We start from the raw sequence: 26,764 nt of genomic DNA, 5'->3' as shown, positions 1-26,764 counted from the left end.
ATGCCGAGGGAAGTCCCCTGGGTCGAGAAGTACAGGCCGAGGAAGCTTAGTGAGATAGTCAACCAGACCAAAGCGATAGAGCAGGTCAGAGCCTGGATAGGGGCATGGCTTCATGGCAATCCGCCTAAAAAGAAAGCTTTAATCCTTGCCGGCCCGCCGGGAAGTGGGAAAACGACCACTGTCTATGCGGTGGCCCACGAGTACGGCTTCGAGATAATCGAACTGAACGCCAGCGATGAGAGAACGTACGAAAAGATAGAGCGCTACGTCCAGGCGGCGTACACGATGGACATTCTCGGGAGGCACAGGAAGCTCATCTTCCTCGACGAGGCCGACAACATAGAGCCGAGCGGTGCGAAGGAGATAGCCAAGCTCATCACCAGGGCGAGGAACCCGATAGTAATGAGCGCCAACCACTACTGGGAGGTGCCGAAGGAGATAAGGAGCAAGGCCCAGATAGTCGAGTACAAAAGGCTGACCCAGAGGGACATCGTGAAGGCCCTCGTCAGGATACTCAAGCGTGAGGGCATTACTGTCCCGAAAGAGGTTCTCTATGACATAGCGAAGCACGCCAACGGCGACCTGAGGGCGGCGATAAACGACCTCCAGACGGTTGTCACCGGTGGAATCGAGGACGCCCACGAGGTTCTCGCCTACCGCGACACCGAGAAGAGCGTCTTCCAGGCTCTGGCCCAGGTCTTCGCGACCGACAACGCCAAGCGGGCGAAGCTGGCCACGCTGGGAGTGGATATGTTCCCCCACGAGCTCCTCCAGTGGATAGAGGAGAACGTGCCGTATGTGTACACAAAGCCAGAAGAGATAGCAAGGGCTTACGAAGCCCTGAGCAGGGCGGATATCTACCTCGGGAGGGCCCAGAGGACGGGGAACTATTCCCTCTGGAAGTATGCCACCGACATGATGACCGCGGGAGTCGCCGTTGCTGGGGTCAAGAAGAAGGGCTTCGTGAGGATTTACCCCCCTAGGACAATAAAGCTCCTCACCGAGAGCAAGGCAGAGCGCTCGCTGAGGGACTCCATAGTTAAGAAAATTATGGGCGAGATGCACATGGCGAAGCTCGAGGCCCTGGAGACCCTCAACTACCTCAGGGCGATATTCGAGAACAACCCGGAGATGGCCGCGCACTTCGTTGTCTACCTCGACCTTGATCTCAAGGAGGTCGAGTTCATAGCCGGGGACAGCGAGAAGGCGAAGACGATATGGGCCAAGAGCATGAACATCGAAAAGAAGCTGAAGAGGGAAGGGGAGCTGGAGGCAAGAGCCAGGGAAGCTGGGAAAGGGATCGAGGTGGCCGCCGAGGAAACTGCGGAGGAAGAGGTCGGGGATGAGCAGGAGATAAGCGAGGAGGAGCTCCAGAAGGCCGAGGAGGAGATTGAGCCCGTAGGCAGGGAAAAGTCGGAGAAGATAGACAAACCGAAGAAGAAGGGCAAGCAGGCGACGCTGTTCGACTTCCTTGGACGGAAGTGATGTATTCTATCCCTTTATTCTGACGTCGGCACACACTTTGAAAACGTGCGGCTTGAAGTCGCTCACTTTCTTTATCCTCACCCCGCACTCTTTTCCCTGTCTCCTGCACTCCTCAAGGATCCTCCCCCTGAAGTTCCTGATTTCCGTTTCATGCACGAAGTCGTAGTAGTGGAGCCACCGCCCGGTTTTGCTGAGCGTTAGGGCGAGCGCGTCAACACCCCTCGGTGTTGGGCTTATAACGCGGTCGTAGGTCGGAAGCTCCGGGAGAACCTCGAAGACATCCCCGTGGATGAACTCTATCTCTCCCTTCAGGCGCTTCCTGTTGAGCTCGAGGTTCTCAAGGCCGAGCTTGTATGCCTCTTCGTTCAGCTCAACCGCGGTGATTTTGACCTTTTTATAGCGTGCTATTACGAGGGCATACGGCAGAACGCCGGCGAAGGGAATCAAAATTCGCTCGCCGTCGCGGACAAGCTGGGCCAATCTGTACCGCTCCCCCTTCATCCTCGGGTTGAAGAAAGCCCTGCTTAAGTCCACCTTTATCTCGACGCCGTTCTCCTTGTGGATCGTTTCGAGTCTTCTCTCGCCCCAAATTATGGAGTAATCCCTTATCCTGAAGGCCCCCTCGTGGAAGCCCTTCTTGGCGACCACCCTTATGAAGGGGTGAACCTTCCGCAGGCCCCAGACGATGTCGTCAACCCTGTGCTCAAGCTCCGGAGGGATCTGGATTACCGCGATGTCCCCGATCACGTCATACCTCCTTAGGTGCTTCAGCTCCTCCTCGCTCAACCTCTCCGCCAAAACGCCCTCAAGGTTCTTGTAAATCTGCCTCTCGGGCCTGAACGGGAGCTCAACATTGAGAACCTCATAACCGAGCCTGTGAATCTCGGGATTGTCAAAAACCGGCAGGAGAACGTGCCCATCCTCCCGCTTGGGCCGCCTCTTCCCGTCGTAGAGGCCCAGCTTTTTCAGCTTCCTCTTGACGGGTTCTGCCTCTCGCCTTGGAACTTTTACCGCTGGCAATCTCTCACCGGGGGAAGTTGGGAAAGGGGCTTAAAAACGCTTACCTCCAGTATGGTTCGCGCATGAGAACCGCCCGTCTGAACAGATCCACAAGCTCCGAATCGCTTGCGCCCCTCCTCATAGCGGACACAAAATCGATGAGGTCGTGCTTTCTCAGGAGGCAGGTCTTGAACTTCCCGTTTGAGGTGACCCTTAAGCGGGTGCAGTTGGCGCAGAACACTGTGTTGTGCATTGCCCTCACGACCTCGACTTCGGCGGTTCCATAGTCAGTTGGGACGAAGTATTTTTTCCTGCGGTGCATGCGCCTCTCCCTGACCTCCACTGCTCTTTTCTCAAGCTCCTCCTCAACTGGCTTCAGGGGGTAGAAGTACTTCCTGAAAAATCTCGTTTCGGTGAACTCCCTCGGTGCCTCAAGCTCGATGAGCTGGAGTACGGCCCCTGTTTTTGCTGCGAACTCTATCATTTCCCATATCTCTCCATCGTTGAGCCCCTTCATGACAGTCATGTTGAGCTTGACGGGTGAGAGGTACTTCACAGCCTCTTCGATCCCCTCCAGAACGGCCTCGAGCATATCTGCGCCGGTTATCCTTTTATACACCTCTGGCCTGAGACTGTGGAGGGAGACGTTGACCCTGTCTAGGCCGGCCTCCGCCAGCGGTCTGGCCAGCTCCTTTAAGCGACTCCCGTTGGTTGTCATGGAGAGATCCCGTAGGTAAGGCTTTATCCTTCTGACTATTTCCAGGATGTCCCTCCGGACTGTGGGCTCCCCTCCTGTGAGCTTCACCTTTCTGATCCCCAGGCTGGACGCTATTCTGACCAGCCGTTCTATCTCGGCTGGGGTCAGTTCGAGGGGCGCATTGAAGTGCTGGCCCTCTCTGTGGCAGAAGAAGCAGGAGTAGTTGCAGTCCTGGGTCAGGGATATCCTGAGGTTGGTCACGGGCCTGCCGAAGCGGTCGTAGAGCACCATCACGCGCACCGCCTGGATTAGTTTTCCGGCTTAAAAAAAGGTTTTGGGAAAGCAGTTGTGTTTAACAGAGGCCCATCGAAAACTACAAGTAGGGGTAGGGCCAAGATAAGCCCAGGGGGTTTTCCGCATGAACGTTGACGACATCAAGGCCCAACTCTCCCGCATTGAGGAGCTCCACTCCAATTTTGAGGCCCAGTTTCCGGGGATATACGGGGAGAAGGACTGGGAGTCCCTCCACGATAAGATAAATTCCCTGTACAAAGTGTCCCTTGAGAAGCTGGAGCTGGCCGCGATGCTGTACAGGGAGGCAGGCCAGCTTGGGGGGGCCATCGGGGAAGAGGCCAAAGAGCTCTACAGGAACGAGCACCAGATGAAGTTCCGTCTTGAGGAAATACTTCCACTGCTTGCTCGTGGGCACGACTACGATGCCAGGATGCGGCTCTCCACGGCCGTTGAGAGGCTCGTACAGTTCCACCGGGTCTACGATTACGCCGTCAGGAAAGCCGTGAGTGAAATCCTCCGAGAGGTCGAGGGGCTGAGCTTCTTGGCGGGGGGCGAAAAGGAGAAAAAGGTGCCAGTGGGTATAATGGAAGAGCTCCGGAAAATCAAAAGGCTGGAGGCCGAGCTCGAGGCCCTGAAGGCGCTCCTGTTCAGGCTCTACGTCCACCCCGGAGACGTCCATAAGGTTGAGGAGGCCCTCAGGGACTGGCACTCCAGGGGTTTGCTGTGGGTGGAGGCGAGAAACGTTGAGAAGCTCAGCGGCGTGAGGGATGTGGAGCAGGTGCTTGAAGGGCTCGCGCTCATTGGAGTGGTGGAAAAGAAGATGCGGGGTGGTGAAAGTGTCTACAGGCACAGGAGTTTCAGTCCGGGTTAGGGGCATTTACTCAACGGCCCTGACAAGGCTTTTCCTTGACAGAGGCTTCGGCATATCCCAGCCGAGCAACAGGATCATAGAGCGCTTCGACCTCGAAAAGACTTACGACGAGTTCGATGTGGATGTTTACGACAAGAGGGATCACCACGGGGTGATACTTGTCGGCACCAGGGTCGAGGAGGTTAAGGCCGCCCTCGAAGAGGAGCTCATTGACGTGTTCTTCAGGAAGCTTCCGTACCAGCTCTACGGGATCTACCGCGGCATGGTCGTCAAGAAGGACGAGAGACACGTCTACATTGACATCGGAAGTGCCATCGGCACGGTTCCGGCGGGCGAACTCCCGCATGTTGCCGAAGGGGACGAAATACTCGTCCAGGTCAAGAAGCACAACCTCCTCCCCCACCTGAGCGTTACCCTCACGATCCCCGGGGACTACGCCGTCCTCATACCGAAGCCGGTTGGGGCCCAGAGACACGTCAAGATCTCGCGCAAAATACGCGATCAGAGCGAGCGCGAGCGGTTGCGCATACTAGGCCTCAGCATAGACCTTGGTGAGTGGGGGATCCTCTGGAGGACAGCCGCCGCCTACAAGGACTGGAACACCCTCAGGGACGAGATAATAAAGCTCTCCAGGCTGGCCGACAGGCTCAAGAGGGCGGACTCCTACACCGCCCCTTCGCTCATCATAGAGGGCCGCAACATCTACGAAGTGGAGTTCGGCGGCGGTGCCAAAAAGAAGCTCGACGAGATACGGAACAGGGTCGTCCCCACCGTTGAGGGCCACCACCAGCTGAAGGCCTACGATCCGGAGCTGAGCTTTGCGGTCGAGATAGCCGAGGGAATACTGGCCAAGATGCCCGCCCAGAGGGAGAAGGTAAAGACGGGCTTCTGGGAGGCGCTCATATCCAACAAAGGGCCGAAGAAGGGCTGGCTCTTCAGCCTTGAGCACTACAAGCCCGATGGACAGCGCATCAAGATAGGCCCTGGAGAGATAGTTGAGGTCTCCACGGATCCCCTGAAGGTGACCTTTAAACGCCACCTGAAGCCAGGGAAGTTCTACGACGGGCTGGACATACCTATCGAGTTCGGGGACTACGTTATCACCGAGATAGAGGCCGGGAAGTGGTGGTTTGTTCACCGCTACTACGACAGGAGCGGAAACCTCAAGGGCGAGTACTACAACATCAACACGCCTGTCGAGATATACCCTGACAGGGCGCGCTACATCGACCTCGAGGTTGACATCGTCAAATGGCCAGACGGCAAGAAGGAGGTAATCGACAAGGACAAGCTCACGGAGCACTACGAGGAGGGCATCATCAGCGAGAAGCTCTACAAGGCGGTCCTGAGGATAGTGAGCGAGGTTTACGAGAGGGTTTAATCTCCGAATTTCCCTTTTTTGCAACCCCCTAGTAGTCGGGGGTGAAGGGGACGCAGAAGCGAGGGCTTCATTGTCTTTAGGGCGTTATCTTCTTTGCCCCGTTGATGGCTTCCTCGATCCCTTTCTCCGTTATCCTGAAGTACACCATCCCTCCCTCGGGTCTAAAGCGGTGTCTCTCTAGGATAGCCACCCTCAGGCCTGGACTGCTGAGCCTGTCGAGGCGGAGGATGTCTTTAGTGCGGTAGCCGAGCGTGTGCTCGGCGACGGGCTTCATTCTCTCCACCCTGCTGTCGAAGTGAACCTGGTTGATGACTATTACAGGGATGTCGTTCTTTCTGGCTATCCAGAGGAGAACCTGGAGCTGTTTGCCGAGCTCCGCCGTCAGGTTCCTCCTGTGCTCCTCGACCCTGTAGTGGGCGGTTATGGAATCCACAACCACGAGGGAAAATCCCCTGTCAACAACCTTCTTCAGGTTGCCTATTACCCGCCGTTGCTCCTTGAAGTCCGCGGGGGTAAAGAGAATGAACCTGCTGAGAGCATCTTCAGGGTCAAGGCCCCTCGCCTCTGCAATCTGGCCCAGCCTTTCCGGGGAGAATCCGCCCTCGGTGTCTATGTACGCCACTCTTCCCCCGCTTAGCAGGCCGATTTGAACCGCGAGAGTTGTTTTGCCCGTAGCAAAGCTCCCGTAAACCTGGGTGAGAACTCCCTCCCCTATTCCCCCTCCGAGGAGCTCGTCCAGTGATTTTACACCGGTGGTGAGCATCAGCCCCACCGCTACAGCGTGAGCTCCTCGTACAGGGCCATGGGCCTGACCATCACCCATATGCGGCGCTTTTTGAGCTCTTCCTGGAGCTTTTCAACGCTCCCAGTACCGTAGACACCATAGTGCATGGGTATCACGACCCTTGGCCTGATGTCTTCAATGATCTGCGCCGCCTCGCGTTCGTTGGCAGTCGAGCGGCCGCTTATAGGGACCATCAGAACGTCCACCTTTCCCCGAAGCCGCTGAAGTACCGGGGTGGAGTACGTGTCGCCCGTATGGAACAGCCTCTTGTCGCCCTCTACCAGGTAGCCCACAGGGTACTGGCTGGAGGGGTGCTCCATGTAGACCGCGGTGACTTTAACGCCGTTTTCCAGCTCCAGAGTCTGGTTCTCTTCTATTTCCCTGGCTCTGGTTATGCCGTCGCTTACGGCCATCATGTAAACTGTTGGGGGTCCTATGACTGTGGCGTCCCTGAGCCTGGAGAGGAGCTCCACCTTCCCATAATGGTCTGTGTGCTCATGGGTTATCAGAATGTAGTCGACATCGCCTATCCTGTCATCGTCAACCTCTGGGTACGGGTCTATTAGGAGCCTCACACCTTTGGTCTCGATCCAGAAGCATGCGTGCCCATACCAGATAATCTTCATCGGCCTTACCTCCCTCTGTGGCTTCGGTAAGGTGGACTTAAAGTTTTTCATCCACACGCTCCTGAGGTGCCTTCTGGACATGTCTGTGACGCAGGTTTTATAAACTTCCTTTCACCCTTTCTATTGATGCGCACGGATGGAAGGAACCCCAGGAAGGGCCTGATAGTCCGGGAGCCATTTGCGACCCTCCTCGTGGAGGGTAGGAAGGTCTGGGAAATCCGCAAGTCCCGGACGAAGTTCAGGGGGGAGGTCTTGATACTCAGCGGAGGGAAGGCACTGGGAAAGGCCGAGCTGGTGGATGTTCTCGGGCCGTTCACTCCTGAAGAGCTTGCGGAGCACAGGGACAAGCACCTTGTCGATCAGGAGTTCCTCAGGGAGTACTCGGCAGGAAAGCCGCTGTACGCTTGGGTCTTCAGAAACGCTCGGAAGTTTGAAAGGCCAGTGGATGTTAATATTGCCAGAGGTGCCCAGATATGGGCGAACGTGGTGGTAGAGGATGAGCAGGCGTAGTCTGATAGTACCCCCCGTTTCGCTGCCCGTTCTGCTCGTAATGTTCGTCGTGTTCGTTGCGGTCTTTGTCGTGTTCTCCAGCATAGTCATGGCCGCCTTTGAAAAGCTTGGGATTCCTCCGGAGGTCGCTTACCCCCTGTTTCTGTTTGCCCTTATTGGGAGTTTTATAAACATCCCGATAGCTGAGGAGACCTCCTATGAGCCGGTTCTGGCAGTCAGGGAGGTGAGGTTCTTCGGCATCTCGTATCCCGTCCCCTACGTTGACTGGAGTGAAAGGAGAGTCATCATAGCCATTAACGTTGGCGGTGCCCTGGTGCCCCTGAGCATAGTTCTGTACGAGGTGTTCAGACTCATCTATATGGCCAACTTCTCCCTCCTCTTCAACACCCTGGTTGCGGTCGCAATAGCTGCCATGTTCAGCCACGCATTTGCAAAGCCCGTGAAGGGTCTGGGAATTGCAATGCCGATGTTCTTCCCCCCGCTCATAGCGGTTGTTCTGGGATGGCTCCTGGGCAATGGGAACCCGACCCTTGTAGCCTACGTGAGCGGGACGATGGGCGTTCTCATAGGTGCGGACATCATGAACTGGAACCGGATCAAAAACCTCGGGGCCCCAATGGTGAGCATAGGCGGCGCCGGCACCTTCGATGGCATCTTCCTCGCTGGTGTAATTGCCGTTCTTCTGACATAACGGTGGGTTTATAAGTTCCTGATTGAACACCTCAACGGCAAAACGAGGTGATGCTTATGTTCGTGGTTGGAAGTGGTGCCATGCACTTGGAAGACGAGCTCAGGATCCTCGGCGCTGAGGTTATTGGGGTCGAGATAAAGAAGTTCCCTGACGGGGAGAAGTACGTTCGTGTCCTGGGTTCAGCCGACGAGGTGACCGTTGTCCAGTCCACCTTCAGGCCCCAGGACGAACATCTGGTCGAGCTGATTCTCATGGCGGACGCGCTGCGTGAGAAGGGAGTTCAAAAGCTCAGGGCTGTTGTCCCATACCTCGCTTATTCCAGACAGGACAGGGTTACGAAAGACGGGGAGCCTGTGAGTGTTAGGGCGATACTTAGAACCCTTGCCGTTTACTACGATGAGCTCTACGTCTTCGATCTTCACAATCCTGAGACCCTCAGGCTCTTCCCAGGCAAGGCAGTCAATGTTTCCCCTGCCGGGGCCATAGCGGACTATTTCGGAGAGAAGCTTGGTGAGGGCGTTGTTCTCGCCCCTGACAAAGGGGCTCTGATGAGGGCAAAGGCTGTCGCCGAAAGGCTGGGCCTTGAGTACAGCCACTTCCACAAGGTCCGCATCTCCCCGACAGAGGTGCAGATGAAGCCGGTTGATGTTGACGTTAAGGGAAAGAACGTGCTCATAGTTGATGACATCATAAGCACCGGTGGGACTATGATCAGGGCGGCAAACCTGCTCAAGAACATGGGTGCGGAGAAAGTTTTCGTGGCGGCAACGCACGGTGTCTTTGCTGAAGGCGCTATAGAGCGCGTTGGTAAGGCCGTTGACGAGCTGGCGGTTACCAACACGATACCGACGCCTGTTTCGAAGATAAGCATAGTGCCGGACATCCTAAAACTCTGAGGGCGGTTCCCGTGCAGGTGGGAAAGCTGGCTTCCCTCGTCCCTTTTCTCTTCTTTGCGGGTGCCGGGTTGATTCTTCTGTCCACGGTTGCTCTTGACGTTACTGGCCTTCCGTCGAGGTACATGGGACTTTCGGTGGTTCTGCCTCTGTTACTCATGCTCCCCCTAACAAAGCGTTTGGCCATCTGCACCGGGACGGATGAGGAGACTGCGAGGAGAGTGGCCGTTCTCGTTGGAGCACTCTCGGCGGTTTTGTTCTACCTAACCCTACCCAGAGCGGGGGTGTTAGGATGAAAGGTAAAGCTATCCCTTTTGCTGTGGCTTTCATCATCATGACGTTCCTTGCTTCCATTACATGGATTTTCCTTCTGGCCCGGGTACTGCCGGTGAGGGGTCGTTTACTTCCTTTACTGCTTTCCATCCCGATGATTCTACTTGGTGGCTACCTGGCCACATATTGGTCCCGGTGCTTTGGGTTCGAGGGTGAGGAACCCCTCACAGTTGGGATTTTGGTCTCGGTTGTGTCGTTCTTGGCGATGCTCTTTTTTGCCCTCTGATTGCGAAGTTTTTGCCTTTTTCATGTTTAAAATTGTGCATTTGGTTTGAGCTTTTTGACGTGTTCTTTTCTAAAAATCTCCCCGGGTAGAGGTTTTGCAAAAATTTTGTATCGGTGGGGTTCAGCCCTATTGGGTGGAGCGCCCGAACAGGGCGCGACAAAACCCGGGCGCCAAGACGGCGGCGTCGGGGGGACAGGGTGCAAAGCACCCACGATGAACCCCGCCCTCCAGCCCGGGTCACAAAAAGGTGCGCTCCCGAGGAAACGCCGAAAGGCGGACCCCTCGGGGGTAAGGCAGGCCCGACATCCCGACTAAACCCCGGACGGATATTTGGTACTTCCCCTTGAGGGAAGTCCCACCGGCCGTACTCCTTGCTCAATTCCGGTTGATCCTGCCGGAGGCCACTGCTATGGGGGTCCGACTAAGCCATGCGAGTCATGGGGCGCGCTCTGCGCGCACCGGCGGACGGCTCAGTAACACGTCGGTAACCTACCCTCGGGAGGGGGATAACCCCGGGAAACTGGGGCTAATCCCCCATAGGCCTGAGGTACTGGAAGGTCCTCAGGCCGAAAGGGGCTTCGGCCCGCCCGAGGATGGGCCGGCGGCCGATTAGGTAGTTGGTGGGGTAACGGCCCACCAAGCCGAAGATCGGTACGGGCCATGAGAGTGGGAGCCCGGAGATGGACACTGAGACACGGGTCCAGGCCCTACGGGGCGCAGCAGGCGCGAAACCTCCGCAATGCGGGAAACCGCGACGGGGGGACCCCCAGTGCCGTGGCATCGCCACGGCTTTTCCGGAGTGTAAAAAGCTCCGGGAATAAGGGCTGGGCAAGGCCGGTGGCAGCCGCCGCGGTAATACCGGCGGCCCGAGTGGTGGCCGCTATTATTGGGCCTAAAGCGTCCGTAGCCGGGCCCGTAAGTCCCTGGCGAAATCCCACGGCTCAACCGTGGGGCTTGCTGGGGATACTGCGGGCCTTGGGACCGGGAGAGGCCGGGGGTACCCCTGGGGTAGGGGTGAAATCCTATAATCCCAGGGGGACCGCCAGTGGCGAAGGCGCCCGGCTGGAACGGGTCCGACGGTGAGGGACGAAGGCCAGGGGAGCGAACCGGATTAGATACCCGGGTAGTCCTGGCTGTAAAGGATGCGGGCTAGGTGTCGGGCGAGCTTCGAGCTCGCCCGGTGCCGAAGGGAAGCCGTTAAGCCCGCCGCCTGGGGAGTACGGCCGCAAGGCTGAAACTTAAAGGAATTGGCGGGGGAGCACTACAAGGGGTGGAGCGTGCGGTTTAATTGGATTCAACGCCGGGAACCTCACCGGGGGCGACGGCAGGATGAAGGCCAGGCTGAAGGTCTTGCCGGACACGCCGAGAGGAGGTGCATGGCCGCCGTCAGCTCGTACCGTGAGGCGTCCACTTAAGTGTGGTAACGAGCGAGACCCGCGCCCCCAGTTGCCAGTTCTCCCCGTTGGGGAGGAGGCACTCTGGGGGGACCGCCGGCGATAAGCCGGAGGAAGGAGCGGGCGACGGTAGGTCAGTATGCCCCGAAACCCCCGGGCTACACGCGCGCTACAATGGGCGGGACAATGGGATCCGACCCCGAAAGGGGAAGGAAATCCCCTAAACCCGCCCCCAGTTCGGATCGCGGGCTGCAACTCGCCCGCGTGAAGCTGGAATCCCTAGTACCCGCGTGTCATCATCGCGCGGCGAATACGTCCCTGCTCCTTGCACACACCGCCCGTCACTCCACCCGAGCGGGGTCCGGGTGAGGCCTGATCTCCCTTCGGGGAGGTCGGGTCGAGCCTGGGCTCCGTGAGGGGGGAGAAGTCGTAACAAGGTAGCCGTAGGGGAACCTACGGCTCGATCACCTCCTATCGCCGGAAATCCGTCCGGGGGGTTTAAGGGATGTCGGGCCTGCCATCCGTGGGCCGGTAGCTCAGCCTGGGAGAGCGTCGGCTTTGCAAGCCGAAGGCCCCGGGTTCGAATCCCGGCCGGTCCACCACGAAGAGGTGCACATCCCGAGCACGGCTCGGGGTGGAAGGGTCCTAGGCCCCGAATAGGGGTCACGATGAGGACCGTGCACAGGCCGATTGACCCAAAAAATGCCCAGCCCCCTGAGTAGGGGGCAGAAAACCTAAGCCGCCTGGTGGATGGCTCGGCTCGGGGCGCCGACGAAGGGCGTGGCAAGCTGCGATAAGCCCCGGCGAGGCGCAGGCAGCCGTCGAACCGGGGATTCCCGAATGGGACCTCCCGCGGCTCTTGCCGCACTCCCAGTCGGGAGGGGGAACGCGGGGAATTGAAACATCTTAGTACCCGCAGGAAAAGAAAGCAAAAGCGATGCCGTGAGTAGGGGCGACCGAAAGCGGCACAGGGCAAACTGAACCGTCGGGGGAAACCCCGGCGGGATGTGGTGTTGCAGGGCCCCCGAAAGACCCTCCCGGGTGAAGCCGAAGTCCGCTGGAACGCGGCGCCGTAGAGGGTGAAAGCCCCGTAGGCGCAAGCCCGGTGGGTCTTGGGGTGTCCCTGAGTACCGTCGGTCGGATATCCGGCGGGAAGCTGGGAGGCATCGGCTCCCAACCCTAAATACGTCCCGAGACCGATAGCGAACTAGTACCGTGAGGGAAAGCTGAAAAGCACCCCTGGCAGGGGGTGAAAAGAGCCTGAAACCAGGCGGCGATAGGTGGGTGCGGCCCGAAAGGGTTGACCCTCCCCGAAGGAAACACGGGCGACCGTGGAGTACGAGGGGAGGCGACCGGGGTTGCACCGTCCGTCTTGGATCACGGGGCAGGGAGTTCACGGCCGTGGCGAGGTTAAGGGGGTTAAGCCCCGAAGCCACAGGGAAACCGACAGGTCCGCAGCCCGTAAGGGTGAGGGACGGGGTGTGAAAGCGCCCGGAGTCACGGCCGTGAGACCCGAAGCCGGTCGATCTAGCCCGGGGCAGGGTGAAGTCCCTCAACAGAGGGATGGAGGCCCGCTAGGGATGCTGACGTGCAATTCGCTCCCGTGACCCCGGGCTAGGGGTGAAAGGCCAATCGAGGCCGGCGATAGCTGGTTCCCGCCGAATTATCCCTCAGGATAGCCCGGCCGGAGGTAGGTGGTGGGGTAGAGCACTGATTGGGGGTTTAGGGGGAGAAATCCCCCGGCTCCCTGTCAAACTCCGAACCCACCACCGCCGTAGATGGCCGGAGTAGGGGGGCGGTGTAAGCCGTCACCCGAGAGGGGAACAACCCAGACCGGGGTTAAGGCCCCTAAATGCCGGCTAAGTGTTACTCCAAAGGGTGTCCCTGGCCTTAGACAGCGGGGAGGTAGGCTTAGAAGCAGCCATCCTTTAAAGAGTGCGTAACAGCTCACCCGTCGAGGTCAGGGGCCCCGAAAATGGACGGGGCTTAAGCCGGCTGCCGAGACCCCGGCGCACGGACCGATTGGTCCGTGATCGGGTAGGCGGGCGTGCCGGTGGGATGGAAGCCGGGCCGTAAGGTCCGGTGGACCCGTCGGTATTGTGGATCCTGCCGGGAGTAGCAGCATAGCCGGGTGAGAATCCCGGCCGCCGAAGGGGCCAGGGTTCCACGGCAATGTTCGTCAGCCGTGGGTTAGTCGGTCCTAAGCCAGCCCGTAACTCGGCGCTGGCGAAAGGGAAACGGGTTTATATTCCCGTACCGCGGTGGTAGGTGCGGCAACGCAAGCCCGAGGGGTGACGCCTCGGGGTAGGCGGACCGGTCCACAAGGCCGGCTAAGCGTATAAGCCCGGGGAGTGCCGTAATGGCGAGAACCGGGTGAAAGCGCGAATGGCCTCCCGTAAGGGGGGTTCCGCTGATCCCTGGGGCCCGTGAAAAGCCCCTCGGGAACGATCCACCGCGACCGTACCGAGAACCGACACCGGTGCCCCTGGGTGAGAAGCCTAAGGCGTGTCGGGGGAAACCCAGCCGAGGGAACTCGGCAAATTGGCCCCGTAACTTCGGGAGAAGGGGTGCCTGCGGGTGCGCAACCCGCAGGTCGCAGTGACTAGGGGGGCCCGACTGTTTAGTAAAAACACAGGTCCCAGCTAGCCCGAAAGGGTTTGTACTGGGGCCGACGCCTGCCCAGTGCCGGTATGTGAAGCCCGGGTCCAACCGGGTGAAGCACCGGTAAACGGCGGGGGTAACTATAACCCTCTTAAGGTAGCGAAATTCCTTGTCGGTTAAATGCCGACCTGCATGAATGGCGTAACGAGGTCCCCACTGTCCCCGGCTGGGGCCCGGCGAAACCACTGCCAGGCGCATATGCCTGGGACCTCCGGTGGGAAGCGAAGACCCCATGGAGCTTTACTGCAGCCTGCCGTTGCCGTACGGCGGGGGGTGCGCAGCGTAGGCGGGAGGCGTCGAAGCCCGTCCTCCGGGGCGGGTGGAGCCGTCCATGAGACACCGCCCACCCTCTGCCGTACGGCTAACCCGCGGAAGCGGGGACAGCGGTAGGTGGGCAGTTTGGCTGGGGCGGCACACCCTCGAAAAGGTATCGAGGGTGCCCTAAGGTCGGCTCAGGCGGGTCAGGAATCCGCCGTAGAGTGCAAGGGCAAAAGCCGGCCTGACTGGACCCGTAACAGAGGCGGGTCCAGCCGCGAAAGCGTGGCCTAGCGAACCCCTGTGCCTCCCCGGTGGGGGCCAGGGATGACAGAAAAGCTACCCTGGGGATAACAGAGTCGTCTCGGGCGAGAGCCCATATCGACCCCGAGGCTTGCTACCTCGCTGTCGGCTCTTCCCATCCTGGCCCTGCAGCAGGGGCCAAGGGTGGGGGTGTTCACCCATTAAAGGGGAACGTGAGCTGGGTTTAGACCGTCGTGAGACAGGTCGGATGCTATCTACCGGAGGTGCTGGCCGCCTGAGGGGAAGGCTCCCCCAGTACGAGAGGAACAGGGAGCCGCGGCCTCTGGTCTACCGGTTGTCCTACAGGGCACAGCCGGGCAGCTACGCCGCGTCCGATAAGGCCTGAAAGCATCTAAGGCCGAAGCGGTCCCCGAAAATAGGCGGCCACTCCCAGGCGCAGGGGGTCGGGCGACCGGTCCTTTGCCTGGGACGAGGGCTCGGGAAGAAGACCCGTTTGATGGGGCGGGGATGTAAGCGGGAAGGGAAACCGACCCGTTCAGTCTGCCGCTCCCAACAGCCCGAGGTTTCTGCCTCTGAAAGGGGGGCTGGGCATTTGATAGGTCAATCGGCCTGTGCACGGTCCTGGCCCTAAAACCTCGTTCTGCTTTCGTGTTCTGGATTCAAAACCTCCAGTGCTGATGATCTTGTGCCGCAACAATTAAAACTCCCCCAGTGGAGCTTTTCTGGTGGTTCAATGAAGCTGTTGATCCTTGATCTCGATGGCACCCTCTGGGATCACGAAGATGCCTCACGGCTCATCCCACCATACGAGTTCCACGGTGATTATCTTAGGGATGTCCACGGTGAAGGGCTCCGTCTCTTCCCTGGTGTTCGTGATTTCCTCGGCTGGGCAAGCGAGAGGTTCGTCCTCTCCATTGCCAGCTGGAACGTTGAGGAGAGGGTCAGGCCCATCCTTGAGGGCTTCGGTCTCTGGGGCTACTTCGTTTTTCCAAAGATAGAGTTTCATTCGGATAAGGCTGACATGATAAGGAGAACGCTTAGAGAGATGGAGTCCGCTGGATATGAAATTGACCATGTGACTTACATCGACGACAGGAACATCCACGTCGATGAAATCAAGATGGAGCTTCCGGAGGTTCACTTCATCCACATGTGGGTGGACGTAAAGTCTTTTGAGGAGCTTAGGAAACTACTCCAAAGGTGGGGTGATTATGATGGAGCTGCTCATCGTTAAAGACAAACGCATCGGTTACGACGGCTCGGCCATCCAAAGCCACTGGGCCTATAGGAACTTTGGAATCCTCGGTAACTCGCTTATCGTCTTCCGTGGAAAGTGCGATGTCAAGGTGGAGGAGATGATAGACATTGAAGACCTGCGCCAGAGTAAAGAGATCAAGAGCGATGACATGGTGCACTACATAATCGAGGTCTTCGACTTCCCCAACGTCCTGCTCGCCTCTACCCTTCAGAAGCTCTTCATTGCCAAACTCTGCGAGGTTCTCGGCGAATATGGTGTGAAGACCTTTAGGAAAGGAGACGACATCTACGTCAACGGCAAAAAACTCAGCATATCCATCGCCACGGTCTCACCGGTCAGCATCAAAATCCACATAGGGATAAACGTCGAGGCGAAGGGAATCCCCGAGGGTGTCGAGGCAATTGGCTTGAAAGAGATTGGTATCACCGACGTTGAGGACTTCATGGAGAAGACTGGAAAAGCTCTCGTTGCCGAGTTCGACAAGGTGAAGAAGGACAGCCTGAAGGTTCGGTGGGCTCAGTAGAGGAGGAACAGCGCGCTCCCGACGAGCGGAACCGCTAAGTTGTCGTCAAGCCATGGCTGATACTCTGCAAGCATTAGGATAGCTGCCCACCTTATTTTTCCAACCGTCCCAGCTTCGAGGAAGAGGAACGCGATTATAGCGGCTGTTATGAGATAGCCAAGGCTCCCGGTCCAGTGCTTCTTGAGCTTCACGTTGAAGCCGCGCCTCCTGAAATAGTAGTGCCTTATTATTCCCGTGACGCCGTCGCTGACCGCCATCGCCAGGAGCAGTGCAGTAGTGTATCCCCTCGGCAGTATCAGCGGAATCACCGATGCCGAGAATGCAAAGAAGACCTCTCCGTAGTTGTTCTTGATCTGATACCACGAGAACTCGCTGTTCCTTATGTGTGGCCAGAGCTGAAAGATACCGAAGATGAAGGCCGCGGCGCTGAAAACCTCCGCCGGGATGAACTCGAAGTAGAACATCAGAACGGCCGGAACAATGCTGAAGTGTATTATCTTCCTATTCACCCACGCCCACTCTGGGCCGAGTCTCCTGGTGAGTGCTATTGCGGCCAGGATGAAGAGGGCAGCCAGACCCGTGTATGGGAGCCACTCAAACATCGATTCCACCAAAAATAAAAGAGGGGGTTGGGGTTAAAATAGCTTCCTCACCCGAAGGCTCCCATAACCTTGTTGAGTGCGTTCACGAAGTCCTCCGCGTGGACGACGATGTACCAGTCATCGGTTCTCGTGAGCTCCCCACGCGATTTTCCCATCAGCTCCCCGTAGAGCCCCTGGATTCTAACCCTAGGCTCGGTCGTTGAGAGCTTGAGCGTTATCTCGCTAGGTTTTCCATTTTCCCAGACGATTCCCACTTTTAGCCCTGCCCGCGTCTCCTTCCTCTTCTTCAAACCGAGCTTGAGATAGCGGAGCCTCTCCTCTGGGACGCCGTTCTCCTCGGCATTCTCCCTGAGGTACTCGTCAGCCAAGGTCAGTCCGTGCAGGCCTAAAGCATAGCCGAAAACGGGGATTCCGAGGTCTTTTCTGTTCCTCCCCTTGTAGGCATAGACCTCTATCCTCTTCCCGGAGCCCCTCGATGCCAGATAGAGGCCCTTCGTTTCTCTGCTCCCGAACTCGTTTAGGAACTCAGTGAGCTTTTCGTAGGCCGAGAACGGAAGCGAAAAGCTCGCCCACGTTCCCCATATCCTGGGTGGAACTGAGACAAAGCCCATCTCCTCTAAGTGATACTGGATGGGCTTTGGCCTGAGTACGAGAAACCCCCTCTCGGTTGGCTCCATTTCAAGGGTTGCTCTCTCACCCAGAACCAGCGCGAACTTTCCGTCACTCTCGAAGTCGTTTGCCTTTAACAGCCTGTCCCTCCTGAGCCTCCTCTCGGCCCTGGAGCTGACGACCACAGGCACGGGTGTCTTCCTTCCGCTCTCTTTGTCGTAGGGAACCTTGAAGCCCGCCTTGAGGAGCTCCTCCTGTATCTCGAGCGATGCCGGGAAGAAGACCTGCATCCTCTCCAGCTCAACCTCCATTGGTGGCCCCCCTTACTCTTTATGGTGGTTTTACTTTCATAACTTATAAATTTTTCCTCTTTTGAGTTGTTCCAAACGCCGAGCTTAAGCTTAAAAGGCCCTCGTCAGAGCTAAGCGCGGTGGTGAGAATGGTTCACTGGGCGGATTACATGGCCGAAAAGATAATTCGGGAAAGGGGCGACAAGGAGGAGTATGTGGTAGAGAGCGGGATAACCCCGAGCGGTTACGTTCACATCGGCAATTTCAGGGAGTTCTTTACGGCCTACATCGTGGGCCACGCTCTCAAGGACAGGGGCAAGAAGGTTCGCCACATCCACATGTGGGATGACTACGATAGGTTTAGGAAGGTGCCGAAGAACGTCCCGCCAGAGTGGAAGGAGCACCTTACAAAACCCGTCCGCGAGGTTCCGGATCCCTGGGGCTGCCACGGCAGCTACGCCGAGCACTTCATGGCTATCTTTGAAGAGGAGGTTTCCAGGCTCGGCATCGAGGTGGATTTCCTCCACGCCTACGAGCTCTACAAGTCCGGTGAGTACGCAGAGGATGTCAGGCTGGCACTCGAAAAGAGGGACGAGATAAAGGCCGTCCTCGACAGGTACCGCGAGAGAGCGAAGCAACCGCCCCTCGAAAAGGACTGGCAGCCGGTTATGATATACTGCCCCCACTGCAGGAAGGAGGCCGACTTCGTTTCCTGGGACGGCGAGTGGAAGGTCTCCTACAAGTGCCCTCACTGCGGCGCGGAAGGCGAGACCGACATAAGAGAAGGCAACGTCAAGCTCCGCTGGCGCGTCGACTGGCCGATGCGCTGGGCCCACTTCAAGGTGGACTTTGAGCCGGCAGGAAAAGACCACCTCGCGGCGGGTGGCTCTTACGATACCGGAAAGGACATAGTGGAGCTCTTCGGCTGGCCCGCCCCCATAACGCTCATGTACGAGTTCGTCGGAATAAAGGGCCAGAGGGGCAAGATGAGCGGTTCGAAGGGCAACGTTATCCTCCTCAGTGACCTCTACGAGGTTCTTGAGCCGGGCATAATCCGCTTCATCTACGCGAAGGCGAGGCCCAACAAGGAGCTCAAGATTGACCTCGGTCTCGGACTGCTCAACCTTTACGACGAGTTTGACAAAGTGGAGAGGATATACTTCGGTCTTGAGAAGGCTAAGAATCTGGAGGAAGAGGAGGAACTTAAGAGAACCTATGAACTCTCAATGCCAAAGGTTCCAGAGAGGTTACTGGCTCAGGCTCCCTTCAGGTTCCTTGTTACGCTCGTCCAGATGCCGCACCTCGACGAGAATGGAATAATCCGCGTCCTTCAGGAGCAGGGCCACGTTCCGAAAGAGCTGAGTGAAGAGGACGTTGAGCGCATAAGGCTCCGCATACGCTTGGCTAGAAACTGGGTCGAGAAGTACGCGCCGGACGATGTTAAGTTCAGTCTGCTTGAAAAGCCGCCTGAAATTGAGCTCGAACCCGAGGTCAGGGAGGCGATGCTGGAGGTCGCAGGGTGGCTTGAAACTCACGAAAAGTTTGCCGTCGATGATCTCAACAACACCATCTTTGACGCGGCAAAGAAGCGTGGAATCCCCAGCAAGAGGTGGTTCAAAGTCCTATACAATATCTTCATAGGCAAGGATCGTGGCCCGCGCCTGGCCCCGTTCTTGGCCTCACTGGACAGGGATTTCGTTATAAAACGCCTCCGCATGGAGGCATGAGCTTTAAATTTTCCGGCTGTTTTCTTATATTTGGAAAACTTTTTCGAAACAGGGCGGCTTTCCCGAATTTTATGGACAACAGATTTTTATCCCTCTGCGCGAAGGTTGTGCGGTGGTGTTAATGGAGTTCAACCTGATAATCACCGGCGTCGGCGGGCAGGGGGGTTTAACCCTTTCCAGGATAGTGGGAAACGCCGCTATGCATGAGGGCTACAACGTTCGCATAGGTGAAACCCTTGGGATGAGCCAGCGCTACGGTAGCGTTCTCAGCTACCTTCGCTTTGGGGAAGGCGTCTATTCTCCCCTAATCGAGGAGGGGGAAGCGGACCTCATGCTGGCCCTTGAACCGGCGGAGGCTTTAAGGAACGCGCGTTTTCTGGGTAAGAACAGCTATGCCGTCGTAAACGCGTACCCGATACACACCGCGACGACACTCGTCGGAAAGGAGAAGTACCCGCGGCTGGACGAGATAAGGGATGCTCTCGGCAGGATATGCCCCGTTTACATGAGGGACTTCCAGGCAGAGGCCGACAGAATAAACCCCCGCACCCTCGGCGTCCTCATGCTCGGCTATGCCCATGGCAAGGGTCTTGTGCCCCTCAAGAAGGAGTCTCTCTATGAGGGCATAAGGCTCACCCTGAGGGAGAAGCTCTGGGAGGTCAACTTCAGGGCTCTTGATCGGGGAATAGAGCTCGCAAAGGGCTGACTTTTCTTTTCCTTCACTTGTTGTGCTTGATGAAGAAGGCGTAGAATATCACCGTCGCGACAACGTAGAGGAATGCAGTCGCGTAGAACGGGTAGCTCAGGGAGAACCCGAAGAGCAGTCCCCCGACGTAGTTCCCTCCTCCCCTCATAAAGGTTGAGAATGCCCTCCTTATCCCCGCCGCGGTTGCTTTCTCTTCCGTCGAGAAGAATCCCATCATGAAGGAGTCGTTTATGGGCCAGACTATGTTCATCAGTATTGAGCGGATAACGTAGAGTAGGGCCGCCAGCAGAAACGTCTCTATTGACGGGAATATGCCGAATAGAAAGGCCGCCACACTCTGAAAGGATGTTATGACCTTGACTGGCCCTATCCTGTGCACGAGCCTGGGCAGGACAAAGGAGCCGAGCCCCATGGCCAGTTGCTGGAAGAAGAATATGCCGCTTATAGCCGCTAAAGTCTGTCCAAACTGGAGCTTGAAGTAGAGGCTCATGTAGGGTATCGTTATTCCTGCGCCGAAGCCTATAAGCGCGCTAGGAAGCGAGAACTTGAGTATCTTGATAACCAGCTCGCGGTTCCAGTTTATACGGGGGTTCTTCACGGGAACGTCATGGATGACCAGCAGTGCTGGGATGACCACCAGGAACTGGAGGAGTGCCAGCGATATGACGAGCCGATAGGCTATTCCCTCGCTCATCCCCAGTCGAATCAGGAAGTCCGGGGCAAAGCCCGCTATCAGAACCCCGAGGGCGTTGAAAATAGTCCCTATGCCGAAGCTTATTGAGAATGCGTGGTGTCTCTGTTCCTCGCTGACTTCCTCGCTGAGGAGTGCCGTGAAGTTCGGCTGCCTGAGCCCCATATTGGCCCCCACGAGGAAGAAGCCGAGCGCCAGAACGTACGGGCTGAGGGCCGCCACCTGGAGGAGCCTTCCGGCCAGACCGAGGAGGGCGCTGAGTATGAGGGTCTTTCGGTACCCCAGTTTCAGGGAGATATGGCCCGCCAGCAGAAAGAACAGGCCCCCTGTAAACGTCTGTATCGAAAAGAACGTCCCCATGGCCGCCATGTCGTAGCCGAGGACGGCAAGATAGAACGGCATTATGAATATCGAGAACTGCAGGAAGAGCTGGCCTGCGGCATTTGCGGCAATGAGTATCCTGGCGTCCCTGCTGTATCCTTGTAGCATGTGTGCAATTTAAATCGTAGCGTTTATAAGTCTGTCGAAGCGAACCCTTTTATATTAGCCTGCTGTCTATATATTGGGTGTGAGATCTATGGAGTTCAGGAAGATCCAATTTACCGGGAGGAGTTCATACATAATATCCCTGCCCAAAAAATGGGTTCGTGAGCACAACCTCAGCCAGGGGGATGTGGTTCCCCTCGCAATAAACCCCGACGGGAGCATAACCATCTTCCCGAAGGAACCAAGGGAGGTCAGCGAGAAGAAAATACTCACGATTTCCCGCGAGTACTCCCCGGACATGGCGGTCAGGCTGGTCATATCGGCGTACATCCAGGGCTACGACGTCCTTGAGATAAACCTCTCCGGGGAGATGCCCCTTTATAAGGTCAAAATCAGGAAAGTCCTCCAGAGCCTTCCGGGCGTGGAGATAATCCTCGACGAGCCCCAGAGAATAGTCGCCAAGAGCCTCCTCGATGAGGAGGAGGTGAATCTCGCGGAGCTCCTCAACAGGATACGATCGCTCATAATCTCCATGCTCGGCGACCTTGAACTGCTCATCCAGGATCCGGACAACTCCGAGATCCTGCGTGATATAAATGACCTTGAAAACGAGCTGGACAGGTTTTATTTCCTCATCATACGGGCTGTTAACAGGCTCCTCAACAAAAGGGGGGTCACGGAGGAGAGCGGCATAATAAAAAGGACTTTTGACCTCCTCGGTATACTGTTCATAGTGCGCAACATAGAGCGCATAGGGGATCACATCATGAGGATAGCCGAAAACCCCGGGGAGGTGAACATCCAGTACCTTAAGGAAAAGTTTGACCAGATGATAGCCCAAATAGAGGAGAGGGATCTTGGCAGGATAGATAGGCTCATGCTGGAGCTCAAGGACGAGATACGTTCGATAGACTATCGCCAGTCCATAGCCCTTGAAAGCTACCGCAGGATACTGGAGTACCTTGAGAACATAGGGGAAACGGTAATCAATATGGCCCTGAGCTGATGCACCTTTTCTCGTTTCCATAATCCTTTTAACCGTTCGAACGTTCTTTTCTCCGGTGGTTCTCATGGTCGCGATCATAGTCCACGGCGGTGCCGGCACGATACGGAAGGAAGAGCGGATTCCGAAAGTCATTGATGGTGTAAGGGAAGCTGTACTGGCCGGCTGGAGGGAACTCAAGCGCGGTTCGGCCCTCGATGCCGTTGAGGAAGCCGTCAAGGCCCTGGAAGACAATCCCCTCTTCAACGCTGGAACCGGGAGCGTTTTGACGCTCGACGGAAAGGTCGAGATGGACGCGGCCATAATGCGCGGCAAAACGCTCGAAGCCGGCGCCGTCGCCGGGATCTGGGGCGTCAAGAACCCGATAAGCGTCGCTCGAAAGGTCATGGAGAAGACCGACCACGTCCTCCTCGCGGGAGAGGGTGCGGTTAAGTTCGCCCGCCTGCTCGGCTTTGAGGAGTACAACCCCGTAACCGACGAGAGGCTCGGACAATGGGAGGAGCTCAGGAAGAAGCTCATAGAGAGCGGTGAGACCCGGCACTGGAAGAAGCTCAACGAGCTTATCAAGGAGTATCCCGAAGTCCTCAGGAGCACTGTTGGTGCGGTCGCCTTCGACGGCGAGGAAGTCGTGGCTGGAACGTCCACCGGTGGGGTCTTCCTCAAGATGTTCGGCAGGGTCGGCGACACGCCGATAATCGGCGGCGGAACCTACGCCAATGAAGTGGCAGGGGCCTCCTGCACGGGTCTGGGGGAGGTGGCCATAAAGCTTGCCCTTGCCAAGAGCGCCACCGACTTTGTCCGCCTCGGGATGGACGCCCAGGCGGCTAGCGATGCGGCGATAAGCCTCGCAACGCGCTACTTCGGCAGGGACACGATGGGCATCATCATGGTTGACTCTAAAGGCAACGTCGGCTTCGCCAAGAACACGAAGCATATGAGCTATGCCTTCATGCAGGACGGTATGGACGGGCCGGAGGCGGGTGTTTAGTGGGGAGCCGCCTTAGGGACGTCTGGTTGCTCAACCTGTCCACGTTTTTCTTCTTCCTGGGGATAAGCGTAGTGAACCCCATAATCTCGCCATTTGCGATCACGCTCCGTGCGACGCCGTTTCTCGTTGGCCTGGTAGCGGGCATAGCATCGGTCATATCCTTGATTTCGAAGCCCCTCGGCGGCCTGATCGGGGACAGGGGCTACCGGTTCCAGGCCATGATACTGGGGAATGTCCTTGGGATGATCGCAGGGCTCCTCTACGTGTCGTCCGCCCTCCTGGGGAACCTGTGGGTGTTTGCGGCAGCCAGGGCGATTCACGGGTTCTCAATGGGGATATTCTTTCCCTCCAGTCTCTCCACCGCCGTTGACCTCGCACCTGAGGGAAGGGTGGGGGAGACCCTCGGCTGGCGCGGTATGATGTTCTCCCTAGGCAACATCGTGGGGCCTGCCCTCGGAGGGTACCTCTCGGACATTCTGGGCTTTGTTGGGGCATTCACCTTTACGTTCATATTTGCCCTCATCGGTGCCGCCTTTGTGATACCTGTTTGGATGGGCGAACGGGGGCTCCAGCACAAAAGTGTTCACACGGGGCATGTGGGTTACTCCGAACTTCTCCGCCCCTACTTCATAGCCGCCTCACTGGCCCTGTTTTTCTTTGCCTTCTCATACGCGGGCGTTATCACGTACCTACCGGCGTTCTACAAGACCATCGACCTTCCCCAGAGGGTGTTCGGCCTCTACATGATGGTCATAGGTGTGGCGAGCTTTATAATGAGGCTGATAGGGGGCAAGACCGCGGACAGGATCGGCCCCATACCCGTCATAAGAACGGGGGTTCTTCTGGTCATTGCGGGGTACGTGGTTCTCATATACCACAGGCTCCCCTACCTGTCCTACATAAGCGCCCTTCTGATAGGTGGGGGGTTCGGCCTTTCGGTTCCGGCGATGCAGCTTATGGCCCTCGCCCCCCTGCCGGGAAGGATACGGACGATGGGTTCGAGTGTGTACACGATGTTCTTTGACCTCGGAATGCTCGGGGGACAGGTTGTCCTCGGCTACGTCGCGGGTTTGAGGGGATACGCCGGCGTCTTTCCTCTGCTCCCCTTTATAGCCGCCGCATCGCTTATAATAGTCCACGTCCCCCTTATCACGGGAGGTAGAGGCGATGAAAATTAGGGTCTCCTACGGAACTGCGATAGCCATGGGTCTCGTGAGGGCTAAGATTCTCGCGAAACCCACGACGGCGTACCTGATGACGTACTGGCCGGGACACTGCAGGAACAACTGCGCTTTCTGCGTCCAGGCGAGGGAAAGCCGGGCCGACCTTGAGAAGCTGTCCCGCGTTACTTGGCCTGCCTTCGAGCTGGATGAGGTGGTCGAAAGCCTGCCCGCGGGGGGCTTTGCGAGGGTCTGCCTCCAGACCGTTGATTACCCCGGCCTGGTAGACGACACGGTTGAAATCCTGAGCCGCCTTCAGCCCCTGGGGATGCCAGTGTCGGTCTCTATAACCCCCGTGGGGAGGGACGTCCTTGAGGAGTTCAGGCATCTCGGCGTCGATTACATCGGCGTCGGCCTCGACGTTGCCAGCAAGAGGTTGTATCCCGTGGTCAAGGACTCCATGTACTCGTGGGATGACATGTGGCGTTTCACAGAGGACGTTATCGAGGTATTCGGTGAGGGGAAAGCACTCGTGCACCTTATAATCGGTCTCGGGGAGACGGACAGGGAGCTTGTTGAGGCCATTGAGGCTGCTTACTCTATGGGCGCATGGGTCTCCCTTTTTGCTTTCACCCCTGTAAGGGGAACCCGCCTTGAGAACGCAAAGCCCCCGTCCCTCGAAAGGTACAGGCGGATCCAGATAGCCCACTACCTCATAAAAGAAGGCATTATGGGGGCGGACGGCTTTGAATTCGACAGCAACGGTTCTCTGGTGGGCTTCGGGATGTCTAAAGAGGAGCTGGCTTCACTCCTTCCCCCGGAGATATTCTCGACCCACGGATGTCCCGGCTGCAACAGGCCCTACTACAACGAGAGGCCTAGGAAGGAGCCATATAACTTCCCTGTCCGTCCGGACGGCTCGTACGTACGCAGGGTGCTCGACTCTATCCTTTGAGGCTTTCAATTATCTCACGCATCTCTTTGGACTCGAAGGTTCCCTCAACATCTTCTCCCCTAGCGAGCCGTATGATGGTGAGGACAAACCTGTGGAGCTCCTCTCTGTCTTTTATCAGGCTTAGGGTAACTTCCATGTCCTTTCCAAGCTCCGCCAGCCTTCCGTTTTCTTTCATCATAAACAGTATGTCCCCCAGCATCCGGAGTCCAAGGCGGTATAGCTCATCGTTCGGGGCCGCTCTCACTGCCCGGATGGCGCACTTTACGGCCCCCCTGTAGTTGTCCTCCTGGAGCAGGATGTCAGCCAGCCGGAAGCATGCCTCAAAGTATACCTCCGGCCGTTCGTTCTTGGTCATCCCCATTATTTCGTCGAGCTTTTTCTTTGCCCTCTCAAGGTCCCTGGCGTTCTCCGCCTCAACCGCCTCTCGAAAGAGGGCGGCTATTCTCTCCATGCTGTTCATCCCCTTTTACCTCTGCTCTCACGCCAGGCGTCTTCAAAGACGGGCCACACCTCCTCAAACTTCCTCTCCACGCGCCACCTCCTCCTGAAGGCGTTCAGCAGCACTGTTATGTCCCTCTTTAACATCTCATAGCTGTCAGGGTTTGCGGTCGTGAGGTACTGTGCCCAGTCTATTATCAGTATGTCGTCATTGGTTAAAACTATGTTGAACTCGCTCATGTCGGAGTGCACTATCCCGAAGCGGACTATCTTGAGGTACTCCTCCAAAACCCTGTCTAGGACGTTTCCGGCCTCCTCAGTGGTGAGATCGCTGTCCCTCAGCTCCGCCAGTTCAGTGCCCTCGACGAACTCCATGACGACCACGTGCCTGTTCCAAGCTACCGGCCTTGGAACCCTGGCTATGGGGCTGAGCAGAACCAGGGCGTCGTACTCCTTCTTGGCTATCAGCCTCGAAACGTAGAGCCAGCTTGTGTGGCGTTTGTCGTGGAAAACGTCCCCATGATAGGCCGCTTTCCGCGAGGCAGTCCTCCCACCTATCCTGTTGAACTTCACCGCGACCTTTTCCCCAGACGGGGTTACCCCGACGTAGACGTCCGCGTCTTTACCGACCCCTATCTGGGCGGTGCTTATGGCCTCGACCACCCCCCTCTTCGCCAGCGCCCTTATGGCGAGGACATCGTAGCCGTGTATCGTCAGCTGATAGCCGATGTAGCCTATGTCGCTCCTCCTCCTGACTAGGGACATATCGTCCAGCTTTCCGAGGCGGAACGATGCGGTCTCCACGTCCACACGGGCAAAGCGCGCCACGTCCTCGAGGGGAACCCACCTGTGGTGCCGCATGTTCAGCTCTACCCCTCGCAGTATCCGGAAGTCCAAGTCTCGCAGCATAGGGTACGCTTCCAGTGCCAGCAGTTTGCTCACCATGGCCTCTCCCTTGGACCGG

General features: G+C 57.4%; 25 protein-coding genes, 1 tRNA gene and 2 rRNA genes. 19 read left to right on the top strand and 9 right to left on the bottom strand.

All coding sequences use genetic code 11. The features are described 5' to 3' along the window. Complete coding sequence (locus tag E3E36_RS03930; protein WP_167894038.1) at positions 1-1,485, top strand: replication factor C large subunit; 1,485 nt, start codon at positions 1-3, stop codon at positions 1,483-1,485. A gap of 6 nt (positions 1,486-1,491) precedes the next feature. Here E3E36_RS03930 and E3E36_RS03925 read toward each other — a convergent pair whose 3' ends face one another. Both E3E36_RS03925 and moaA read right to left on the bottom strand, forming a co-directional pair. Next, positions 1,492-2,505, bottom strand: a complete 1,014-nt coding sequence (locus E3E36_RS03925; RefSeq protein ID WP_167894037.1) for a class I SAM-dependent methyltransferase family protein — start codon at positions 2,503-2,505, stop codon at positions 1,492-1,494. A gap of 40 nt (positions 2,506-2,545) precedes the next feature. After that, a complete protein-coding gene (gene moaA / locus E3E36_RS03920; protein WP_342764393.1) occupies positions 2,546-3,469 on the bottom strand; it encodes a GTP 3',8-cyclase MoaA in 924 nt (307 codons plus the stop codon). Between the two features lie 130 nt (positions 3,470-3,599). On the opposite strand from moaA, the gene E3E36_RS03915 reads away from it, so the two are divergent. Both E3E36_RS03915 and E3E36_RS03910 read left to right on the top strand, forming a co-directional pair. After that, a complete protein-coding gene (locus E3E36_RS03915) occupies positions 3,600-4,346 on the top strand; it encodes a hypothetical protein (RefSeq protein ID WP_167894036.1) in 747 nt (248 codons plus the stop codon). Continuing rightward, on the top strand, positions 4,312-5,727 hold the full coding sequence (locus tag E3E36_RS03910) for a ribonuclease E/G (protein ID WP_167894760.1): 1,416 nt from the start codon (positions 4,312-4,314) through the stop codon (positions 5,725-5,727). The genes E3E36_RS03915 and E3E36_RS03910 overlap by 35 nt, the downstream gene beginning before the upstream one ends. A gap of 76 nt (positions 5,728-5,803) precedes the next feature. On the opposite strand, the gene radB is transcribed toward E3E36_RS03910, so the two are convergent. Together radB and E3E36_RS03900 are read right to left on the bottom strand one after the other, a co-directional pair. Then, positions 5,804-6,490 carry a DNA repair and recombination protein RadB gene (radB, locus tag E3E36_RS03905; RefSeq protein ID WP_167894035.1) on the bottom strand — a complete coding sequence of 229 codons (687 nt, stop codon included), beginning with the start codon at positions 6,488-6,490 and terminating at the stop codon, positions 5,804-5,806. 11 nt (positions 6,491-6,501) lie between these two features. After that, positions 6,502-7,137, bottom strand: coding sequence for an MBL fold metallo-hydrolase (locus E3E36_RS03900; protein WP_167894759.1), 636 nt, complete (start codon positions 7,135-7,137; stop codon positions 6,502-6,504). Positions 7,138-7,263: 126 nt separating this feature from the next. Between E3E36_RS03900 and E3E36_RS03895 the strand changes: the two genes are divergently transcribed. The 10 genes from E3E36_RS03895 to E3E36_RS03850 all read left to right on the top strand — a co-directional run bounded on the left by E3E36_RS03895 (position 7,264) and on the right by E3E36_RS03850 (position 16,145). Further along, positions 7,264-7,647, top strand: a complete 384-nt coding sequence (locus tag E3E36_RS03895; protein WP_167894034.1) for an ASCH domain-containing protein — start codon at positions 7,264-7,266, stop codon at positions 7,645-7,647. After that, on the top strand, positions 7,634-8,338 hold the full coding sequence (locus tag E3E36_RS03890) for a DUF1614 domain-containing protein (RefSeq protein ID WP_167894033.1): 705 nt from the start codon (positions 7,634-7,636) through the stop codon (positions 8,336-8,338). Before E3E36_RS03895 ends, E3E36_RS03890 begins: the two co-directional genes overlap by 14 nt. A gap of 56 nt (positions 8,339-8,394) precedes the next feature. Beyond that, a complete protein-coding gene (locus E3E36_RS03885) occupies positions 8,395-9,234 on the top strand; it encodes a ribose-phosphate diphosphokinase (RefSeq protein WP_167894758.1) in 840 nt (279 codons plus the stop codon). 11 nt (positions 9,235-9,245) lie between these two features. Next, positions 9,246-9,527: a hypothetical protein gene (locus E3E36_RS03880; protein ID WP_167894032.1), complete on the top strand. Its 282-nt coding sequence runs from the start codon at positions 9,246-9,248 to the stop codon at positions 9,525-9,527. Beyond that, entirely contained in the window at positions 9,524-9,790 is a 267-nt protein-coding gene (locus E3E36_RS03875) for a hypothetical protein (protein ID WP_167894031.1), read from the top strand. Before E3E36_RS03880 ends, E3E36_RS03875 begins: the two co-directional genes overlap by 4 nt. A 378-nt stretch (positions 9,791-10,168) precedes the next feature. Then, positions 10,169-11,657: ribosomal RNA gene (locus tag E3E36_RS03870) — 16S ribosomal RNA — on the top strand. Between the two features lie 52 nt (positions 11,658-11,709). Continuing rightward, positions 11,710-11,786 (top strand) — tRNA-Ala (locus E3E36_RS03865). A 120-nt stretch (positions 11,787-11,906) separates the two neighbouring features. Then, a 23S ribosomal RNA gene (locus tag E3E36_RS03860) occupies positions 11,907-14,937 on the top strand. Together the 16S and 23S rRNA genes with 1 tRNA gene alongside form the textbook arrangement of a ribosomal RNA operon. Before the next feature lie 160 nt (positions 14,938-15,097). Next, a complete protein-coding gene (locus E3E36_RS03855; RefSeq protein WP_167894030.1) occupies positions 15,098-15,598 on the top strand; it encodes a magnesium-dependent phosphatase-1 in 501 nt (166 codons plus the stop codon). After that, complete coding sequence (locus E3E36_RS03850) at positions 15,579-16,145, top strand: DUF366 family protein (protein ID WP_167894757.1); 567 nt, start codon at positions 15,579-15,581, stop codon at positions 16,143-16,145. Before E3E36_RS03855 ends, E3E36_RS03850 begins: the two co-directional genes overlap by 20 nt. On the opposite strand, the gene E3E36_RS03845 is transcribed toward E3E36_RS03850, so the two are convergent. Further along, the gene (locus E3E36_RS03845; protein ID WP_167894756.1) at positions 16,139-16,747 is read right to left on the bottom strand and encodes a hypothetical protein; all 609 of its coding nucleotides are present in this window, start codon (positions 16,745-16,747) and stop codon (positions 16,139-16,141) included. The two genes, E3E36_RS03850 and E3E36_RS03845, sit on opposite strands and share 7 nt — an antisense overlap. 47 nt (positions 16,748-16,794) lie before the next feature. After that, the gene (locus tag E3E36_RS03840; RefSeq protein WP_167894029.1) at positions 16,795-17,667 is read right to left on the bottom strand and encodes a PhoI; all 873 of its coding nucleotides are present in this window, start codon (positions 17,665-17,667) and stop codon (positions 16,795-16,797) included. 128 nt (positions 17,668-17,795) lie between these two features. Between E3E36_RS03840 and lysS the strand changes: the two genes are divergently transcribed. Then, positions 17,796-19,373, top strand: coding sequence for a lysine--tRNA ligase (lysS, locus tag E3E36_RS03835; protein WP_167894755.1), 1,578 nt, complete (start codon positions 17,796-17,798; stop codon positions 19,371-19,373). A 121-nt stretch (positions 19,374-19,494) separates the two neighbouring features. After that, positions 19,495-20,079, top strand: a complete 585-nt coding sequence (locus E3E36_RS03830) for an indolepyruvate oxidoreductase subunit beta (RefSeq protein WP_167894754.1) — start codon at positions 19,495-19,497, stop codon at positions 20,077-20,079. 13 nt (positions 20,080-20,092) lie between these two features. On the opposite strand, the gene E3E36_RS03825 is transcribed toward E3E36_RS03830, so the two are convergent. Continuing rightward, positions 20,093-21,259: an MFS transporter gene (locus E3E36_RS03825; RefSeq protein WP_167894028.1), complete on the bottom strand. Its 1,167-nt coding sequence runs from the start codon at positions 21,257-21,259 to the stop codon at positions 20,093-20,095. 88 nt (positions 21,260-21,347) lie between these two features. Here E3E36_RS03825 and E3E36_RS03820 point away from each other — a divergent pair, with 88 nt between their 5' ends. From E3E36_RS03820 to E3E36_RS03805, 4 genes are all read left to right on the top strand, one after another. Continuing rightward, positions 21,348-22,262: a phosphate uptake regulator PhoU gene (locus E3E36_RS03820; protein WP_167894753.1), complete on the top strand. Its 915-nt coding sequence runs from the start codon at positions 21,348-21,350 to the stop codon at positions 22,260-22,262. A 64-nt stretch (positions 22,263-22,326) separates the two neighbouring features. Then, on the top strand, positions 22,327-23,247 hold the full coding sequence (locus E3E36_RS03815; protein WP_167894752.1) for an isoaspartyl peptidase/L-asparaginase family protein: 921 nt from the start codon (positions 22,327-22,329) through the stop codon (positions 23,245-23,247). Then, positions 23,247-24,425, top strand: a complete 1,179-nt coding sequence (locus E3E36_RS03810) for an MFS transporter (RefSeq protein ID WP_167894027.1) — start codon at positions 23,247-23,249, stop codon at positions 24,423-24,425. Before E3E36_RS03815 ends, E3E36_RS03810 begins: the two co-directional genes overlap by 1 nt. Further along, a complete protein-coding gene (locus E3E36_RS03805) occupies positions 24,415-25,362 on the top strand; it encodes a radical SAM protein (protein WP_167894026.1) in 948 nt (315 codons plus the stop codon). Before E3E36_RS03810 ends, E3E36_RS03805 begins: the two co-directional genes overlap by 11 nt. Here E3E36_RS03805 and E3E36_RS03800 read toward each other — a convergent pair. Continuing rightward, on the bottom strand, positions 25,352-25,822 hold the full coding sequence (locus tag E3E36_RS03800) for a tol-pal system YbgF family protein (protein WP_167894025.1): 471 nt from the start codon (positions 25,820-25,822) through the stop codon (positions 25,352-25,354). The genes E3E36_RS03805 and E3E36_RS03800 overlap by 11 nt on opposite strands. Next, the gene (locus E3E36_RS03795) at positions 25,819-26,745 is read right to left on the bottom strand and encodes a serine/threonine-protein kinase RIO2 (RefSeq protein WP_167894024.1); all 927 of its coding nucleotides are present in this window, start codon (positions 26,743-26,745) and stop codon (positions 25,819-25,821) included. The genes E3E36_RS03800 and E3E36_RS03795 overlap by 4 nt, the downstream gene beginning before the upstream one ends. Between the last annotated feature and the right edge of the window lie 19 nt (positions 26,746-26,764).

Origin of the sequence: Thermococcus sp. M36, assembly GCF_012027355.1 — an archaeon.
Taxonomy (GTDB): domain Archaea; phylum Methanobacteriota_B; class Thermococci; order Thermococcales; family Thermococcaceae; genus Thermococcus.
This window is presented reverse-complemented; position numbering and strand designations above follow the sequence as displayed.